A 17241-nucleotide genomic window follows, 5' to 3' on the forward strand; every position below is an offset into this window, starting at 1 on the left:
TAAAACGTTTTTCCCTTCCCTTCCAAATCTTTTTCAAAGTTTTTTCAAACTTTTTTCGCGGGGTGTCGTTACAACTAACTTTTACCCCCCTCGCTTCATCTCTACAACATCTAAAGAACTTCGCCAACCTCTCTCTTCACTCGCCCCCCCTTCCGGTTTAGCGGGTGCAAAGATAACAGCATAAAATCCCCTTTTCCAAATTTTTTACCCTCTTTTTTTAAACTTTTTTACAAGACACTAGAAAACAGAACCTTTCAGAAAACTACATGACACATGAGCTAAATAAAAAAACGAAGTAACACACGAGAGGGAGTATTTCGACACTCCCTCTCGTCCATAAAGTCTGAAAGTCCCTAAAGTCATAAAGTCAACGGACTTTATAAACTAATCAACTTCACGCTATCAACTTGCTATCCGACACTTCCTTTCCCCTCTTCAACATGGCAAAACAATACACTTTCACTTTCGTATTATCCCATTCTTCGGGAAGGGCATAACTTGTGCTACCGCTCTCGCCACGAGTTCTCAACTCCACCAATCTCGATCTGCCTCGCTCCGTTTCGTACAACACGGCATACACTTGGTCATCGACAAACGCGTAACCATCCTCTTCCGCTTGCTCCACTTGCGAGAACTGATATTTATTGTTTTCCTCGTCATACGTTACCGTCACCTTCGGCGGGTTCAATATTCCGGATGCTACCAACAACTGATCGAAATTAACGGTTGCCACGTTCTGTTCATTCACCTCTACCGCTTTCATATTCCGTGCCACGAAAGCATTCGAGGTTGAACCGTTACCAATTCCCACGAATCCTTTTCGGATAACAGGTAAAAGATTCCGAGACAACTGCACCAACGCTTTCATCCTTGCCCGTTGAGCTAACATCTCCGGTGTCGGATTATCTTTTCTTGAAAAAATTTTCGCTTTCGCAATATTCTTTCTTCTCGTGTAACACAATGTGATGTTACCCACTGATTTTTTCGCTTTACCTAACAAATAAGAATTAAATTCTGCCATAATAATACAATTGAAAATTAATAATTGAAAATTGAAAATGAACATTGCATCCCCGGTATGGATCCGAATACCTCGGATGCATTTTTTTAGTACAATGTAATTTCAGGTAGCGCCGGTCCCGGATCTATCTTACGGGGAGTAATATCCGAATGACGCAGAATATGCCTAATAGGGTATTCCGACACCAACACCCGACACACATCACGCAACACTCGTATTTGCCTATCCGTGTACTTGTGCCAATAAGAGATATTCCCACCCGAATCGTCCGCGTAAACATCTGATGCCGCTACCTCCGCGCCACACTCTGCCACAAACCGTTTCCCGTCCCAACGCAACTTCCCGAGATTATCAAGCTCGATTCCAATCGAGAAATGATTGAACTCCGCACGTCCCCTGTAAAAACTCCTACCGGCATGCCACGCCTCGACATTAAACGACACCAGTTGAAACACCTTCCCGTCCCGCCCAATCACGACATGAGCGGATGCACCCACGTCCGGGCGAGTAAGGTAGAACGATGACGATTCGGCACTCCTACCAGCCGTGTAATGTAACACGATAGTATCCGGATTTTTTAGCGGTCTGGTATTCTTCGAACAAACCAAATGCACCACCTCACCATCCACCAAACGATGGTTCACAATTGAAAATTGAGAATTAAAAATTGAAAATGAACTCATAACTCATAAATCTAAAATTAAAAACGTCGTTTCCGCGCGAAGACTTGTAAGATTTTCTCCCCACTTCTCCCCATCACGTACCCGCCTATCCCCACCTCCAGCAAATCCCAGAACCGGGAGGTATCGGCAAGAATCGGCAAACTCGTGAATGTCCCCACGAGCACAATCAAGGCGAAAGTCAACATCACCAACGGTCGCCACGAACGTTGCAGCCAATTACCCCGGACCTCTTCCGCCAGCACCTCCGAACGGGCTTCCATCACCCGTTGCTCCCACTCGACAAAAACTTTCAATAAATCCGTCTCCAGTTGTTTCTTCTCCCTCGCCGGAAGCGTCAGCCGGTCAACCAATTCGCTGACCGCACCGACAATACCTTTCACCGGACTCATACCTTCAAGTGTTGCGAATCCGAAACATACTCATCCCCGGGGGACACGAAAAAGCAATACAAATGAACCTCCACGTCTTTGATTCGCGGTAACCGGAAGGTTACCGTTCCATCACGCCTCACGGCTTTCAAATCATCCACCACCTCCGGCGAGAACAACCGATCCCCGTAAAGCAAGGCCACCATCAAGCGATCATTCTCCCCTAGATAAAGGTCCTCGTCATCATCTCCCCACCGTAGCGTCACTTGCCCGGAATCATCAAGAGAGACCTCAATATCGCGAGCGTCACAACGATTTCCCACTGCCAAACGTAACCCGTCAAAATCAACTATCCTGCCCTCGTGGTCGAACATATTCAAATTCTCCCTCATGAACAAAGTATAGCCCGTGAGTTTTGCCCTCTTCCCCGACAATCTCCAAATCTCCCCCAGCGGGGTATCCTTCAATCGCTGGTAAAAACGAAGTGCCACCCGAAACCTGGCACGCACCATTTGTTGCTTCGGCGTATTCGGGTTTGTCACCTTTGTCGCCACTGCCCGAGCGTAACATTTCCCGTTACGCCCGACAAAAATCGTGTTACCGATTCGTCCCCTGATCTTAAAAATACTGCTTACTTCTGCCATCACCCCACGTTTTTAAATGAACAATCCACATTTCTCGTCCTATTTCCCCCGCGTACAAGAGGAAATGGAGATATAATAAAGATTCGCCAAGGACACTCAATCACGACAAGAATCGTATCACGATAGTCATGTCCGGTGTTAGTCAAATGGTTCTCGGGAGTATCTCTGGAGTTGTAGCCCGTTCTCTTCCTCTTCCCTCCCCGTTTTCTTCCCCTTCTCAACGGGAAACACGCCTGCTCCCCGGGGATGTCTGTCAATAATCTCATAACTTTGTTTTTTTTAATTACATCCCAAAAGTAACACGCTGTATAGCCGAACGCAAGTTTATTATTCGAGCTCGGGAGAACAAGACGCCCACCGGAAGTATTCTTCGTCTGAGAATACACAAGAATTTAAACTTCTAATTAATAAGATTTAATTTCACGCAATCTATCGAAGAAATTACATACACTTACAAAACTTATACACTATATTTGTACTGTATAACAATACTATTATGCATATAAATAGAAATATAAACATACAAGACGAAAAACTATCTAATGGTTTACAAGAAGTTTTAGTAATAATGGATCAAATCCAGAATAGTACAGACACCAAACATATTATAGATTTTAGCCACACTACATTTGTATCACCGACATTTGTACTTCCTTTAATGCTTTTTGTCAAAAGTTCTGACAAAGAAATCCACTTCATGAATATCACACCTTATATGAATCTTCTACATTTTGGCGATGGATTTTCCCCTGATCAAATAAGAAAAACCGAATTTACCGCACGAATGGAAGAGTACACAAGAAAAACATATATCCCTATCATCAATTTTCCCGCAACAGATAGTCACGAAGATGATAAAAACAATATTCTTTCAACAATAGAATTTATTATAACGAAACAACTCAATTTAACACCCAATATTATTACCGGATTAAAATATATGATTGGAGAAATTGTTGACAATATCACAGAACATTCTCATTCTGAACGCGGATATATATTTGCACAAGCGTACCCGACCAAAAAATATTTAGATATTTGTATCGCAGATAGTGGTATCACTTTATTAGGTAGCTATCAAAAAAATAATGAAGAAGAAATCGCTTCCGACCTCGAAGCGATTCAAGCTGCCAACAGGGGAATCTCCACGAAAAACCTTCCTAATGCAGAGAATAGAGGGTATGGTATCATAACCTCTCGCAGAATGCTAACGGATGGATTAAACGGACAATACATCATGATCTCTGGTAGTGCCATGTATGCACGTGACAGAAATTTAGATCAGTTTATTGTACTACCCGATAAAATTTATTGGAAGGGTACTATTATTGCTTTACGAATCCCATATATAAATCGTAAATTTCAATACATTAACTATATTGAATAAATAAATTTTGTAACTTTGCAATATGGATAAGATAACAATAGATATTTCAGCGATAATTAGCCAAGACCTTAAATCTAGAGTTGTGGTTCGAGATTTTGAATTATATATTAAAAATCTCCACGTTCCCGTAGTTATTGTTGATTTTCGTAATGTAAAATTTGCAACACGTAGTTTCATCGATGAATTTTACAATACATTTTTAAAATCAGAAAACGCTGAAACAAAAGTAGAACTCGAAAATATTCCCTCTGATTTACAAGCAATTTTCGAGGCTGTCAAGCTAACACAAAATCGTCCGAAAAGTAAAGACAACACAGGTGCTGTTGTTTACTTGGACAATATATCAGATATTAAAAAATTTTTTAGCACGTTAGCTTTATAAGATTTCACGAACCTGCCCGGGAGGTTGCCTCTCGGGACGGGTTATACATGTTTATTTATTATTTTTCACGAGTTTAGATTTGTGCAAGCCTTTTACCTTTCCTAAAAAGCGGAAACGGGAGTGTAAATCCTCCCTGTAGGCAGGACTCACGGGAAAATCCTGTTTGCCGATATAGATCGTGTTCCCGACCAACCGATCCACGAGGTCAAGGCAAACGGCGTAACTCCGGTGAACCCGAACGAAATCTTCCGGGGGAAGCATCGCCAACACGTCCTTCAACGGGTGAACCACGAGCATTTTAGTACCATTCTTGAAATGAAGGTAACAATAATCACGATCCGCTTGCAACCAAGCGATATTGGAGCACAAGACAATCCGGTACGCATCATTGTACCACACGAAAAATCGATCGTTTCTATAACGATCACTTACCACGACGGCAGTACCTGCCGGGAGGCTATTTTCCATCTCCAAATTATTTTGTTTCTGTTCCATAATTTTCCAGTATTATGTCCCGAGAAACAATCCTCCCGACAGGTTACCATTTTCATTAAAAAGACGGCACTACAAGTAGCACCGCCCTATCTCAAACTATATCGAGATAATTTATAGAAAAGCACGCACCAAATCAATCCACTTGCCCCCGAATAATCTCAACAATTCGTTCGTTATTGATGATAATCATACCGTGTTTATCCCCGGTAATTCCCGATTCCAAACGATAAGTGTACGTTGGCACGTTCCCCCGCATCACGGTAGGCAGGTAGGCAAACGTCACGTTGTCACACCTTTTTTCCAGTTCTTCTCCAACTTCTATAATATGCGTCGACACCAGAAAAGAGCAAAGGCGACGCTTCGCCAAAGCGGCAGTGACTGCCAACGTGGCGTCATAAGCATCCTTCACGTTCGTTCCCTTGAACAATTCATCAAAAATCACCACTAACCTTTTGGACTTGCTTACCTCTTCGGCCACCTTCTTCACCCGGAGCACTTCCGCGTAAAAATGACTGTATCCCAAGTTTATGTTATCTGGAACATTGATCGATGTATAGATGCCGTCCTGCACGGAGAATTCCATGCTTCTGGCCGCCACGGGGAACCCCATGTGAGCCAAATAGACCGCAATACCGAAAGATTTCATCAACGTCGATTTACCCGCCATGTTAGCCCCCGTGAGAAAAAAGATGTTACGTGTCCTCGTGATTTCCATGTCGTTGGAAATGGCTCCCGGAAGAGCCGGGTGATGTAAACCTTTAACGCTTATCGAGAGCGCATCACCTTCACGAGCCACGGGAAAGCAAAATTCACGTTCCCGCGCTATCCGTCCCACCACGATGCAAACATCCAACTCGTGGAGCAGGAGCAACAATTCCCGGAAGGCTAACAGACGGGTGTGACAGAAGTAACGATCCCGCAACAATATTTCACCTATCCCTACCTCTCCCGTCGGGCACGAGAGCACTCGAACCGCCCCAGGAGACTCCAGCAATTCCAATCCCTGCTTCACCCGCCCCTCGAGAGGGTGCCCCGCCATACCTGCCGCCACTTCCCCAAGAAAGACACGGGTGGCGGCAAAAAAGGCAACAGTCACCGTCACCTGCTCACGCCAAGCCTCGTAACGTCGGTCATGGGCAATGATCTCTGCACCCTTTAATCGCAACAAGCGGAAATAATTCACCGTCCAATATTTACCGCTAGCACTCCCGAGATACTGCTCCACCAAGTCACAAGCTTTCGCCTCACCGGGAAACACGAAGGCATGTTCTTTAAAATACCGGAAAGTCGCCACCCGCCGGTTGATCTCCCCCGTGTCCGTTAACGGATGAAGAAACATCTCTTCCAGCAAGCGCTCGCCCCCTCGGGTGGCTATCCCCCCGAACAAGCTATAAATCGAATTGTTCTTGTACTTCCCGAGAATATTCAAGTCGTCAAGTGTTTGCTTGTCTGTTTCAAAACTCATGAATTACCTCCTTTCCCTTCTATGATTTCTATGATTCTCTCGTTATTAATGATGATCATCCCGTGGCGATCGTTCGTGATTCCTGATGCCAGGCGATAGGTGTAAACCGGTTTATTGCCTTCCATGATGGTCGGCAGGTAAATAAACTTGATGTTCGAGCAACGTTCTTTCAAGACCTCGCCCACTTCGATAATATGCGTCGAGATCATGAACGCACAATTCCTGATTTCCGAGAAGGCTTCCGACACCGCCAGCGTAGCGTCGTAAGCGTCTTTCACGTTTGTCCCGCGGAACAACTCGTCGAATATAATCACCAGGTTCGGGGTTTGCCGCACCTCTTGTGCTACCCGTTTCAAGCGCAACACCTCGGCATAGAAATGGCTGTATCCCATGTTCAGGTTATCCGGCAGATTTATGGTCGTGAACATTCCCCCGCGAACGGAAAACTCCATCTCTCTAGCCGGCACGGGAAATCCCACGTGAGCCAAGAATAGAGAGATCGCGAATGACTTCATGAAAGTCGATTTGCCCGCCATGTTCGCTCCCGTCAGGAAGAGTAGGTTACTATCCTTGTCCACCTCGATGTCATTACCCACGGGGTGCTCCAAAAAGGGATGGAAGAGTCCCTTCAATTTCAACACGTTTTTTCCCGGAGAAAGTGCTTTCGCCCGCACAAAACCCCGCTCCCGCGAAATCGCCGCTACCGTCATGTACACGTCAAGCTGGTAGATATGGTAAAGTAATTTACGCAATTTATCCCGCTCCTCGAACCGGAAAACACGGTCGTACTCGACCGCCCGCTCCCGGGACACTTTTTTCTTGCCTTTTTCCTGCCGGAACCACTGCCAACGGTCATTTCTCAGCAAGACACACAATTCCTTAGCGAAACCTGCCATGTTTTTATTCTCGCTGGCTGGAGAAGTTTCGAGGAATCCCTCTAGTGTGTTTAACATTTCCAAGCACCCCACGATCCCGTTATGAATCCACATATATTCCGTGTCCGTTCCCATCATGTCCTTCACCCTGCGCCCCAGCGTGTTGTCCTCCCGTTTCAACTGGCTACGAGAGTCCGTGTTGTCGAGGTAAAACTCGATCGCATCGAAAATGGATCCCGGGAAGGGAAATTCATCCCCGTTCTTCATGTAGTGACCGATAATCTCTCCTCGGGAATTTATTTCTTCGAGGGTTGAAAGGGGATACTGGAACATCTCTTCCAACAAGCGTCCCCCGCCACGAGTGCGTGTTCGATTAAATATCTCGTAAATGGATTGACTTCTTCCCGTACCGAAAATTGCCAGGTCATTTAAAGTCTGTTTATCTATTTTAAAACTCATCTCGCTAATTTTAAATGTTTTGTTCTTGGCAATTCCTAGTTTAGGAATCGCCAAGAACAAAACATAAATTAATTATCTTCCCCGGCGACGAATCCAAAGGAGAAGAGACATCACAACTAACAACCCGGGCAATACCCATACCAGAATGATTTTCCACACGGACAGGCTTTCTTTACCCAAATTTATGAAATCATCCGTCAAGGCAGGACGACGTACATCTATCGGTACCTCTTTATCCGATAACCAGTAGAAACCACCCATGATAATCGAGAAATTCCGGTTACTGACATTCACCCGGTTCGTACTCAACTCTACATTACTAATACAATCGGCATCCCCGAATATCATGATTTTCTGTTCCTTATCTCCAACCTCACGAGTCAAGGCCAAAGCAGTCACGTAACATTTCTGCACTTCACCTATTTCGCTATTCACACGAACGGTATCATCCACAAAATCTGTTGTTTCCAACTCGTTCCACGTCAAGGAATCCGTCATGAATAACGGGATTACCTTGTATCCTTTATCCTCTTGATATTCCAAACCCGCCACTCCGGGAGTCGTGATTATCATTCTCCCTCTTTGAGGCTTGAAATGATATATCATTTCTTGGGCATCTTTTGTCGCGTAAGACAATACCAGATTAGGCAAATAGTTTTCGGCAACTTGCACCAATTCCCCGGGAACCATTTGAACTCCGAATTTTGCCAAGAGCGGCCCCATGTATTCCTCCCGTTTCGGTTCGCTCAAGATGAATAAATTCCCGCCGCGGGCAATATATTTTTCCAAATTTTCCTTTTGCGTGTCATCCATTTCATGCCTTACCTCCGCAACAACCAAAATATCGATGTCCGCCGAAATCTCTCTGTCCAAGTTCACTTCCGCAATGTCAAACCCTTGGTTTATCAAAGCATAACGAGCTGATTTAAACCATGCAAAATTATATCCCCGATCGCCGACTTGATTAATATCCCGTTCCCCGTGTCCCGTCAAGAAACCGACCTTAGGCAATTTCATGACAAGACGTTTCAATGCTGCCGTGATTTCTGTCTCACCGGGCTCGCGATACATATCATTGAATACCCGCAAGAATGTTTTTTCTCCGTTTTCCCGTTCCAACAAGCGAACAAATTTATTCCCTTCCGGCCTCAAATCAATTTGTGCCCGAATCTTTTCCGGGGTAATATACAAGTTTGAATCCAAGTCAAGCATCTCAGAAATTTTTATCAAACGTTCTCTCGTGTTCAAACTGGGGTACATTTGATCTAACCTCGGGCTATAAACCGTGTCATAATAATAAATATATTTCATCTTGATTTCCGGCTTGAAACGCAGGTACTGGCGAAACACCTGTTCATTGTACTTCACGCTTTCAGGTCTTCCCAGCCATGAATTTTCCATATCGAGCGCATTCGCATAAGTCGTAATAGTTAAACCTCCTTCCAGTTTCGAGATGATTTCCTGACTATTCGGAGTCAACGTGTTCATTTTCGTGGCAGTAGCATCATAGTACCTCATCAAAATCGGACGAGAGGACAAGAAACCCAAGAATGAGACCAAAAATAAAACTCCCACGTACTTACTCCATGTCGTCATCCACGAGCTTTTTTGCCGGTTCGCTTGTAAGCGAATTACCGTCCAACTCAAAAACAACGCCGACACGATAATGAAATAAAGAACATCCTCGCTACAAATCAACCCACCGATAAAGGTATCCGCCCTGCCGGAGATAGACAACCAATACGTGATGTCTCGAACAAACTCGATACCCTGCCACCAGTTTCTCACGTAATTCAACACCCCCAACATTAATAATGTCAGCACAGCAACTACTACTTGATAAGAGGTTAAACTCGACATGAAAAGCCCGACCGCCGTGTAAGCACAAAGTAAAAGATAGAGTCCCAATATTCCCGTCAACACAGCGGGGAAGTCAAAATCCTTTATAGTGCAAGCCCCGAACACAGCAATCACCAGCAAAACAGACATTAACGCCAAACCGTATATCATCATCGACAGGTATTTACCTAGGATAATCTGCCAATTGCTCACGGGTGAGGAATACAATAACTTGATAGAACCACTCCCGATTTCCCGGCTCAACAATCCCATGGTCAACAAGGGAATATAAAAATATAAATACCCCTGCATGGTTGACAAAACTCCGTAATTACCAGCTAAAAGCGTGTAGGTTAATCCTGATTCCCTTAATCCGAATTGCTGGTTTATAACATAATTCATGGCAGGTCCCATAAAGGCCATCGCAGCTTGAAAAGCAAAAACCACGAGAATCAACCATGCCACCGGCGAATAGAACAACATTTGCAATTCCGCCTGCGCTATTTTATATATCTTTTTCATCTGTATTTCTATTTTCTAAATTACACTACTTCTTTGACAATTCCGCAAAAATGGCATCCAACGAACTTTTCTCTAAAGAGAGACCGTTCAACCGCCAGCCACGAGCGGCACTTATTTCCGCCACCTTTTCCAAGGCATCCTGCGCATCCGGGAAATGAAGACGGTAATTCGTTCCACCTAACTCTTCCACCTTGAGCACATCCGGAACGGTTTGCAATTCCTCCACGGTCGGGTGGGCAATTAATGATACCACTACCGTACTCGGAACTATATAATTATCGAATTCACTTACCGTACCGGCAAATACCAATTTTCCTTGTTCTATCATACGGATATAATCACAAGTCGCCTGCACTTCCGACAAGATGTGGGTGGACAAAACCACCGTACGTTCTTGCGCAATTTCCTTTATCAAATGGCGAACTTCAATAATCTGGTTGGGGTCCAATCCGTTAGTCGGTTCGTCCAATACCACAAACGCCGGCTCATGAATAATCGCTTGGGCGATACCCACCCGTTGCTGGTATCCCCCAGATAAATTCCGTATCAGCCGTTTCCGGAAATGAGTAATCCCGCAACGCTCCATCGCCTTGCCCACGGCTTCTTTAACCTTGTTATCCGGAATGTCACGCAATGAACTGCAAAACTTTAGATACTCCTCCACGGTCAGATCCCCGTGCAAAGGCGGGTGCTGGGGTAAGAACCCGATATGGCGCTTCGCCTCAATCGGGTGTTCCCGCATATTGATTCCCTTGATATAAATACTTCCCTCTGTTTGTTTAAGCACGCCACACATGATATTCATCGTCGTGGATTTACCCGCACCATTAGAGCCTAACAACCCGTATATCCCATTTTTCGTGATCTCGAAATTGATATCCCGGATCGCCCACTGAACACTATAACGGTGGGACAGATGTTCGACTTTTACAATTGCCTCTTCCATAAAATTCTTTTTTATTTTTAAACATACAATATTCACCCCGGGCAAAAAATGACCTATACATATTGTATAGAACACGCACGAAATCACTTGTTTGCCAAGAAATTATTTTAATTTAATTCACACGATTTTCCCCACAATCCGAAGAGTGTGTGTCCGGGGGTACTCACCCGGACACCCGTGGTTAAGACACACTACTTATATTACAATCCGTTTTTCATTCGTAAACCGCATCGCCTACTTTCTTTAGATCGATGTCATAATTTTTCAGATAATAATCACGCAATATATCATATTTCTTTTTCACAAGCGGCCATTTAAATTCTTCCGCCCATCTCTCCGATGTCCACGTGACCATACCCTTTATGAACGCTTCAATATCTTCATTTTTAAACGTCAGCCCGTCGATATAACTGATAAAACCTTCTGCCTTGTAATAATTTTCCGCCGATTCGTCCCTGTTGGTTGTTTTGATGTCGTAATTGCTCACCTCATAAAACGCTTCCGGAACCTCGATCACTTTACCGTAAATCCATCTCCTCCACCAAAGGGTGGACTGTAACTCGTTTTTTAAGGCCAATTTCTCCCCCGGTGTCATATTTCGGATTTCATCAGAACAACGCCCAAACGCCATCGAAAAGTTCCCAAAAACCACAAACACGCTTTGATCATCATAATTCATTAACTCTTTTGCCAGGAATATCTGATAAGGCAAGGTCTTCTGATGAAGTTTTTCAGAATAAAATCCGAACCAAATATCCTCCAACAAATCCATCATGTCCTGCACGTATAGGGGATCCGGCAATTCATAAGTATAACTTTCTAACGGGTTATCATAAATAAAATCCCTATTTTTATAGTCGTACACGATAAACATCCCGTACTGATTGTACAATTCCACGATACGATCATCTGCCGTGGATTTTCCCTGGGGTAACTCATAAGCCATGGTCAAAGGGGCGACTTTCCCGATCTCTTTGTCCTCGGAACACGCCATGCAGCATAACAAGCAAAGCGCAGTTAAATATATCGTTATCTTTTTCATTATCGTCAATTAATTACAGGTTTCACTTGATTATTCCCACCCGTCGCAGCTCATTGGCAGAAGCATTCTGTTCCAACTGTATGTTATTCGTAAACATCGATGTCGGAATTGGCAAGGTATAAAGCGGATCCTTTTCCCGCAGGGTGTAAGTTTCCCATGGTGCGTTCTTTCTTATTTTATAATCATGGGTAATGGAAGGCATTCCGTAACGGCGCAAGTCAAACCAACGGTGTCCTTCGAAACACAACTCCGCATAACGTTCCTCTCGAATCGCATTCAACAAATCCTCCTCATCGACAATCGACACATCAGTATACCCTATGATGCGGTGGTGACGCAAACGATTCAAGTCATCCAACGCAAGAGTGTTCTTATTTGCCTGTTCCGACAATACGTATGCTTCCGCACGATTCAAATAAGCCTCGGAAATACGTATCGTGTTATACAATTCAGTCAAGTCATAACGATCAATCTTCGTGATTTGTATTTGGTTTAATATTTCATCTTTTTTAATCCAAAATGTTTTCCGGCAATCCTTCTTCCCCTCTAAAACCTCCATAAGTTTCTCTGACGGAACAAACAAAATCGGTCTCATTTTGGCCTTCCCGTACACCCATTCCACCTCGGAATGAGTGTATGATGCCATCACAAATTCGTCTCCGGCATTCATTTTCGTGTAATCGGTTAATCCTTCAGATGTTTCGATTGCCCTGTTTGCCGCAGCTATTGCCTCATCCCATCTTTCCATATAAAGATACACCCGGGACAATAAAATATCCACCACCGTACCGTTTATCCGGTAATCACCCCTTTGCTTCGGGTATTGACGAAACAACTCGGATGATTGTTCCAAATCTTTCACAATCTGATCATATACCTTTTCTACTGTATTACGGGCAATTCCGTTTTCCAACAATGCGGCTGTCAATTTCAAGGGAACTCCAAGAGCCTGTCTGTTACAATTATACGGTTCCCCGAAAACATTCACCAGAAAATGATAATAAAAACCCCGCAATCCAAGCGCTTCTGCCTTTACCCGATCTTTCGTCGCTTGATCTCCTTCCGCGTCATCAATCCCGTCCAACACGGCATTGACACCCATGATCAGTTCATACATTTCCTTGTAACAATTGGTCTCGCTCGAACTAGTCCCTTCCCACATATCCGGTTGCCAAGTGTAATAATCCCTATAACTTATTCCCGTGGCATCATCCGTATTTCCGTCACCCCAATATTGATTATCATCCAAACGGGTTTCATCACTCAAAAGATAGAGTAGTCCCCAACAATCAGAATACCCCATATATCCCAATAGCAATTCACTATAATCCGAAGCAGTTTTCACCAAAACCTCGTCCTGCGACTTTTCCTCCAAGAAATCCGAACACGCTCCTATCAAACATACACAAAGCCATCCTAATATCATATTTCTAAAGTACTTCATATCTCATCATTTATTCGTTAATCATTAAAACCTAACCTGCAATGACAAAGAGGTAACACGCCGTGCAGGCCAATTCCCCGTTTCTGGATCCAGACCATCCCATTTTTTATCCGACACCCACATGAACGGATTCGTCATACTCGCTTTCATCGACAAGTAGCTCAACCCCATTTTATTCAACCATTCCCCCGTGAAATCATAAGACAAGGAAAGAGAACGACAACGGATAAAATCCGTGTTAGCCACCCGAATATCAGAATTGTTATACATCACGTAACAATTCTGCAGGCTACTCGTGGAGGTCTGTGTAACGGGTAATCTTACGTATTCTGTACCTTCCCCCCCCGGAAGTGCCGGAATTTGCGTATCATCACCCGGATTTCTCCAACGGTTCATCAATTTTCTTGACACATTTTTCTCCGGTCCCGGAAGTCCCGAACCCGTGGATAATGATGAGGCATAAAAATCCGGCAACCTGTCATGCCCGCCAAATTGAACGGCAAACAAGGCATACAAAGAAAATTGTTTGTATTTGAGCATCGTATTCAAACCACCGGAGAAATCCGGGGTAAATTTTCCACTCTCCACGAGGAAATCTTTCGGACTTCCACCATTTTCCAAATCCGTGTTTTCAAAAGTCGGTGTACCGTATTCTTTATCCAATCCGGCAAATTTGTAAGAATAAAATGTTGAGAATGGACGCCCGTTTACCACGGCGGAACCATTCAAATAATCATCTAACGTGTTGACTCTCTCGTTATCCTTCACGCCATTCTTGGTCACGGAAGTATTCAGCGAAAGTTGCCATGTAAACTTTTCAGTACGAACAGGAACCACGTTAATCACGAAATCATAACCGTAATTCTTCATCGTCGAACCGAAAACAATCCCGTTCGCCATCCCATTCTCGTAAGCGATTTCTCGGGAAGCAAGGACATCACTAATCTTTTTGAAATAATTGAACGTGAAATTCACCCGTCCTTCAAGCAAGGAAGCGTCCACTCCCACATTCCACGTTTTCGTCTTTTCCCAGCCCAATGAAGGATAAGGCAATGATTTCACCTTTAACCCAAAAGCCTGATACTGGTTGTAATATTGATCTGTAGCTATCAGCTCGGGACAAACCGATGTCACCGCATTTCCTTGATAACCGTAAGAACCATAAATATCCAAATTATTCAACCACCACGAATTTCTCAAGAACGCCTCACGAGTCACACGCCATTTCACGCCGGCAGACCACGTCGGTTGAAAACGCTTATTTTTATCTTGCCCAAAACGGTTGGAAGCATCTGCTCGTACGCTAAAATTCGCCACGTAACGATCGTCATAGGTATACACCCCCGTGGCAAACTCGCTCAATTCATTCTCGATCCGATTAACAATAGTATGTGTGCCATTGACGATATCCGTGTTATCATATTCTGTAAATATAACCTTATAGGAAATCGGAGGCGTTGCAAAAGTTTCACCCCGTTCCGGCAAATACCCGTAACGCAAGTTTGTTTCTCCTTTCGTTTTCACGGAATTTGTTTCGATTCCCACTTGCAAAGTCACCCGATGTTTTTCCCGAAACAAACGGTCATACACCAAACTATTCCGCACGGTAACGGTTCTTGTGTTTGTCATATCGGTTGATAACACCCCTCCTACAGGTAGAGGCGTGGAGCGATACCCACTGTCGGTAGTTTTCACTGTTCCATACTCGTATCCCCGGATACTGGTGATATAGAAAGAACGTTCGCCCGCATACTGTTCTGAGTTTGCTGATGAAGAAGCGTAAGAAAACAATCCCTGATACTCCAAACCGGGTAAGATTTCCCATTTCAAATCAAAAATCGTTCCCCACGTCCGGGTCGTGTTCTCACTCCCCGTGTTTGCCAACTCATTCAATATATTATAATTATACGTGGTCTTCCCTGATATTACATTACTCAATTGACCTTGTTTATCATGATAATACAAAGAGCCGTCTTCATGATAAGCAGGAATTGCACGAGAAGTATTATAAGCATAAGTAAAAGGATCTACCCCGTAAGCAAAACCATCCACCTCCCGGATACTCCCGTTCAACAACATATTCACCGTCACCCGCTCCCAAAGTTGCACTGTCGTGTTTGAAGACACTGTAAAATTCGTTACATCATTCCCTTTTGCCTCTCCTTTTTGCTGTGTGAATCCGAAAGATGTCCGATTTTGTACTTTCTCCGAACCGCCACTGATTCCCAATGAATGAGTATGGCTGAATGAATTACGAAACAAAATATCAAACCAATTCGTGTTTGTCCGTGCTAATTTCCGGTATTCCAGATCCATTTCCTCCAATGTGATTTCCCGTTGTAATAATTTTTGCTGCAACCCGTAATAGCCTATGGGTAACATGAATGAGGCTGAAGGATATTTACGACGTTCCTCGTATATTTCTTTTTGAAGCCGCATATGTTCTTCCGAGTTCATCAAATCATACAACCCGTAACGGGGACGTTGACCGATGGTGAAATCTCCTGAATAATTCACCGCCACTTTCCCGGCAGTAGCTTTCTTCGTGGTTACCACGATTACCCCATTCGCCGCCTTAGAACCGTAAATGGCTGTTGCTGAAGCATCCTTCAATACAGTAATTGTTTCAATATCATAAGGATTCAACCATGAAATAGCATTTCCCGCCAATTCCTTAATATCATCGGCATCCGTAGAGAATTTCAAATTTTCATCAGAATTAAAAGGTTGTGGATCCCGCTGCACGACACCATCTACCACCCAAACCGGCTCTTGGCTTCCTAATAAAGTCGAAGTCCCCCGAACTCGAATCTTGGGTGTTGCCCCCACCTGTCCTGTCGTGTTCCATACTAACATACCGGGAACGACACCTTGTAACATCTGATCGATAGAGGAGACTCCCGGCATTAAAATATCCGCCGCCCGTACCGTTGTCGCTGCCCCGGTATAGTTTTTCCGGCTCACGTCACCGTAACCCGTCACCACCACTTCATCAATCGCTTGCACGTCCTCATGCATCGTTATCCTTAAAGTGTCGACTTCCGTCTTTTCTGAAAAATGCACAATTTGGCTACGGAAACCGACAAAAGAGAATTCCAACTGTCCCTTTTCTACTGGTAATACCACGGAAAACCGCCCATTAGCATCGGTTGCCGTACCCACGGAAGTCCCTATCAATCTGACTGTCACACCCGGCATCGGTTGCTTCTTCGTGTCATACACGAATCCCTTAAGCCGGATTGATTTTTTCTCCGGTTCATCCATTTTTGACACAAGTCGCCGCAAAACCACCAATTTCTCATTGACCTCAAAACTTAAACATGTCCCCTGCAAGCATTGTTTCAATACATTGAATAAATCTTCGTTTTCCACTTTAATGGAAAGATTTGTCACATTTTTCACATCCTCACTGGAAAACAAAAAGGTATATCCCGATTGTTCCTGCAACAAATCCAGAACGTGCAGAAGAGTTCCATTCTTCACATCCAAACTCACTTTCTGTTGAGAAAATGTAGTCGCATACACTGATGTCAAACTTAACACCAAGAGGAAAAATCCTATTTTCATCACTCGTAACATTTTTTTTAGCCATTGCCTTCGGCAATAGCACGCATTCAACTTTTTTTTCATACATTTGTAATGACGTTAATAATATGGACTGTTTCCAGC

16 protein-coding genes are annotated in these 17241 nt (G+C 44.0%); 3 read left to right on the forward strand and 13 right to left on the reverse strand.

What is annotated here, in order from left to right; genetic code table 11:
• Nucleotides 1-184: hypothetical protein (locus H8S64_RS22420; protein WP_222621224.1), on the forward strand; the 184-nt coding region annotated here is incomplete at its 5' end.
• Nucleotides 185-394: 210 nt separating this feature from the next.
• Here the strand turns inward: H8S64_RS22420 and H8S64_RS20840 are convergent.
• The 5 genes from H8S64_RS20840 to H8S64_RS20860 form a co-directional block, all read right to left on the reverse strand.
• Nucleotides 395-1021 carry a DUF6266 family protein gene (locus tag H8S64_RS20840; protein WP_186978580.1) on the reverse strand — a complete coding sequence of 209 codons (627 nt, stop codon included), beginning with the start codon at nt 1019-1021 and terminating at the stop codon, nt 395-397.
• Between the two features lie 86 nt (nt 1022-1107).
• Nucleotides 1108-1704 (reverse strand): N-acetylmuramoyl-L-alanine amidase, encoded by a 597-nt coding sequence (locus tag H8S64_RS20845; protein ID WP_186978581.1) that lies wholly within the window; start codon nt 1702-1704, stop codon nt 1108-1110.
• Nucleotides 1705-1721: 17 nt separating this feature from the next.
• On the reverse strand, nt 1722-2093 hold the full coding sequence (locus tag H8S64_RS20850; RefSeq protein ID WP_186978582.1) for a 3TM-type holin: 372 nt from the start codon (nt 2091-2093) through the stop codon (nt 1722-1724).
• A complete protein-coding gene (locus H8S64_RS20855) occupies nt 2090-2716 on the reverse strand; it encodes a DUF6266 family protein (RefSeq protein WP_186978583.1) in 627 nt (208 codons plus the stop codon). Before H8S64_RS20855 ends, H8S64_RS20850 begins: the two co-directional genes overlap by 4 nt.
• Nucleotides 2716-2982 carry a hypothetical protein gene (locus H8S64_RS20860; protein ID WP_186978584.1) on the reverse strand — a complete coding sequence of 89 codons (267 nt, stop codon included), beginning with the start codon at nt 2980-2982 and terminating at the stop codon, nt 2716-2718. Before H8S64_RS20860 ends, H8S64_RS20855 begins: the two co-directional genes overlap by 1 nt.
• A 230-nt stretch (nt 2983-3212) precedes the next feature.
• Here H8S64_RS20860 and H8S64_RS20865 point away from each other — a divergent pair, with 230 nt between their 5' ends.
• Complete coding sequence (locus H8S64_RS20865) at nt 3213-4103, forward strand: hypothetical protein (RefSeq protein WP_099290415.1); 891 nt, start codon at nt 3213-3215, stop codon at nt 4101-4103.
• 22 nt (nt 4104-4125) lie between these two features.
• On the forward strand, nt 4126-4485 hold the full coding sequence (locus tag H8S64_RS20870; RefSeq protein ID WP_099290416.1) for a hypothetical protein: 360 nt from the start codon (nt 4126-4128) through the stop codon (nt 4483-4485).
• A gap of 51 nt (nt 4486-4536) precedes the next feature.
• Here H8S64_RS20870 and H8S64_RS20875 read toward each other — a convergent pair whose 3' ends face one another.
• The 8 genes from H8S64_RS20875 to H8S64_RS20910 form a co-directional block, all read right to left on the reverse strand.
• Nucleotides 4537-4980: a LytR/AlgR family response regulator transcription factor gene (locus tag H8S64_RS20875; protein ID WP_186978585.1), complete on the reverse strand. Its 444-nt coding sequence runs from the start codon at nt 4978-4980 to the stop codon at nt 4537-4539.
• Between the two features lie 133 nt (nt 4981-5113).
• Complete coding sequence (locus tag H8S64_RS20880) at nt 5114-6445, reverse strand: MutS-related protein (protein WP_186978586.1); 1332 nt, start codon at nt 6443-6445, stop codon at nt 5114-5116.
• Complete coding sequence (locus H8S64_RS20885) at nt 6442-7779, reverse strand: MutS-related protein (RefSeq protein ID WP_186978587.1); 1338 nt, start codon at nt 7777-7779, stop codon at nt 6442-6444. The genes H8S64_RS20880 and H8S64_RS20885 overlap by 4 nt, the downstream gene beginning before the upstream one ends.
• A gap of 72 nt (nt 7780-7851) precedes the next feature.
• Nucleotides 7852-10140, reverse strand: coding sequence for a Gldg family protein (locus tag H8S64_RS20890; protein ID WP_186978588.1), 2289 nt, complete (start codon nt 10138-10140; stop codon nt 7852-7854).
• Between the two features lie 25 nt (nt 10141-10165).
• A complete protein-coding gene (locus tag H8S64_RS20895) occupies nt 10166-11086 on the reverse strand; it encodes an ABC transporter ATP-binding protein (RefSeq protein ID WP_186978589.1) in 921 nt (306 codons plus the stop codon).
• Nucleotides 11087-11300: 214 nt separating this feature from the next.
• The gene (locus H8S64_RS20900; protein ID WP_186978590.1) at nt 11301-12128 is read right to left on the reverse strand and encodes a zinc-binding metallopeptidase; all 828 of its coding nucleotides are present in this window, start codon (nt 12126-12128) and stop codon (nt 11301-11303) included.
• 22 nt (nt 12129-12150) lie between these two features.
• Nucleotides 12151-13572: a RagB/SusD family nutrient uptake outer membrane protein gene (locus H8S64_RS20905; RefSeq protein WP_186978591.1), complete on the reverse strand. Its 1422-nt coding sequence runs from the start codon at nt 13570-13572 to the stop codon at nt 12151-12153.
• Between the two features lie 24 nt (nt 13573-13596).
• Nucleotides 13597-17139, reverse strand: coding sequence for a SusC/RagA family TonB-linked outer membrane protein (locus tag H8S64_RS20910; RefSeq protein WP_255469657.1), 3543 nt, complete (start codon nt 17137-17139; stop codon nt 13597-13599).
• Nucleotides 17140-17241: the final 102 nt, after the last annotated feature.

Source organism: Butyricimonas hominis (genome assembly GCF_014287455.1).
Classification (GTDB): Bacteria; Bacteroidota; Bacteroidia; order Bacteroidales; family Marinifilaceae; genus Butyricimonas; species Butyricimonas muris.

Bases quoted from the DNA above. Each gene is read 5' to 3' on its own strand.
- H8S64_RS20840 (WP_186978580.1), bottom strand. From the start codon at position 1,021: ATGGCAGAATTTAATTCTTATTTGTTAGGTAAAGCGAAAAAATCAGTG.
- H8S64_RS20845 (WP_186978581.1), bottom strand. From the start codon at position 1,704: ATGAGTTCATTTTCAATTTTTAATTCTCAATTTTCAATTGTGAACCAT.
- H8S64_RS20850 (WP_186978582.1), bottom strand. From the start codon at position 2,093: ATGAGTCCGGTGAAAGGTATTGTCGGTGCGGTCAGCGAATTGGTTGAC.
- H8S64_RS20855 (WP_186978583.1), bottom strand. From the start codon at position 2,716: ATGGCAGAAGTAAGCAGTATTTTTAAGATCAGGGGACGAATCGGTAAC.
- H8S64_RS20860 (WP_186978584.1), bottom strand. From the start codon at position 2,982: ATGAGATTATTGACAGACATCCCCGGGGAGCAGGCGTGTTTCCCGTTG.
- H8S64_RS20865 (WP_099290415.1), top strand. From the start codon at position 3,213: ATGCATATAAATAGAAATATAAACATACAAGACGAAAAACTATCTAAT.
- H8S64_RS20870 (WP_099290416.1), top strand. From the start codon at position 4,126: ATGGATAAGATAACAATAGATATTTCAGCGATAATTAGCCAAGACCTT.
- H8S64_RS20875 (WP_186978585.1), bottom strand. From the start codon at position 4,980: ATGGAACAGAAACAAAATAATTTGGAGATGGAAAATAGCCTCCCGGCA.
- H8S64_RS20880 (WP_186978586.1), bottom strand. From the start codon at position 6,445: ATGAGTTTTGAAACAGACAAGCAAACACTTGACGACTTGAATATTCTC.
- H8S64_RS20885 (WP_186978587.1), bottom strand. From the start codon at position 7,779: ATGAGTTTTAAAATAGATAAACAGACTTTAAATGACCTGGCAATTTTC.
- H8S64_RS20890 (WP_186978588.1), bottom strand. From the start codon at position 10,140: ATGAAAAAGATATATAAAATAGCGCAGGCGGAATTGCAAATGTTGTTC.
- H8S64_RS20895 (WP_186978589.1), bottom strand. From the start codon at position 11,086: ATGGAAGAGGCAATTGTAAAAGTCGAACATCTGTCCCACCGTTATAGT.
- H8S64_RS20900 (WP_186978590.1), bottom strand. From the start codon at position 12,128: ATGAAAAAGATAACGATATATTTAACTGCGCTTTGCTTGTTATGCTGC.
- H8S64_RS20905 (WP_186978591.1), bottom strand. From the start codon at position 13,572: ATGAAGTACTTTAGAAATATGATATTAGGATGGCTTTGTGTATGTTTG.
- H8S64_RS20910 (WP_255469657.1), bottom strand. From the start codon at position 17,139: ATGAAAATAGGATTTTTCCTCTTGGTGTTAAGTTTGACATCAGTGTAT.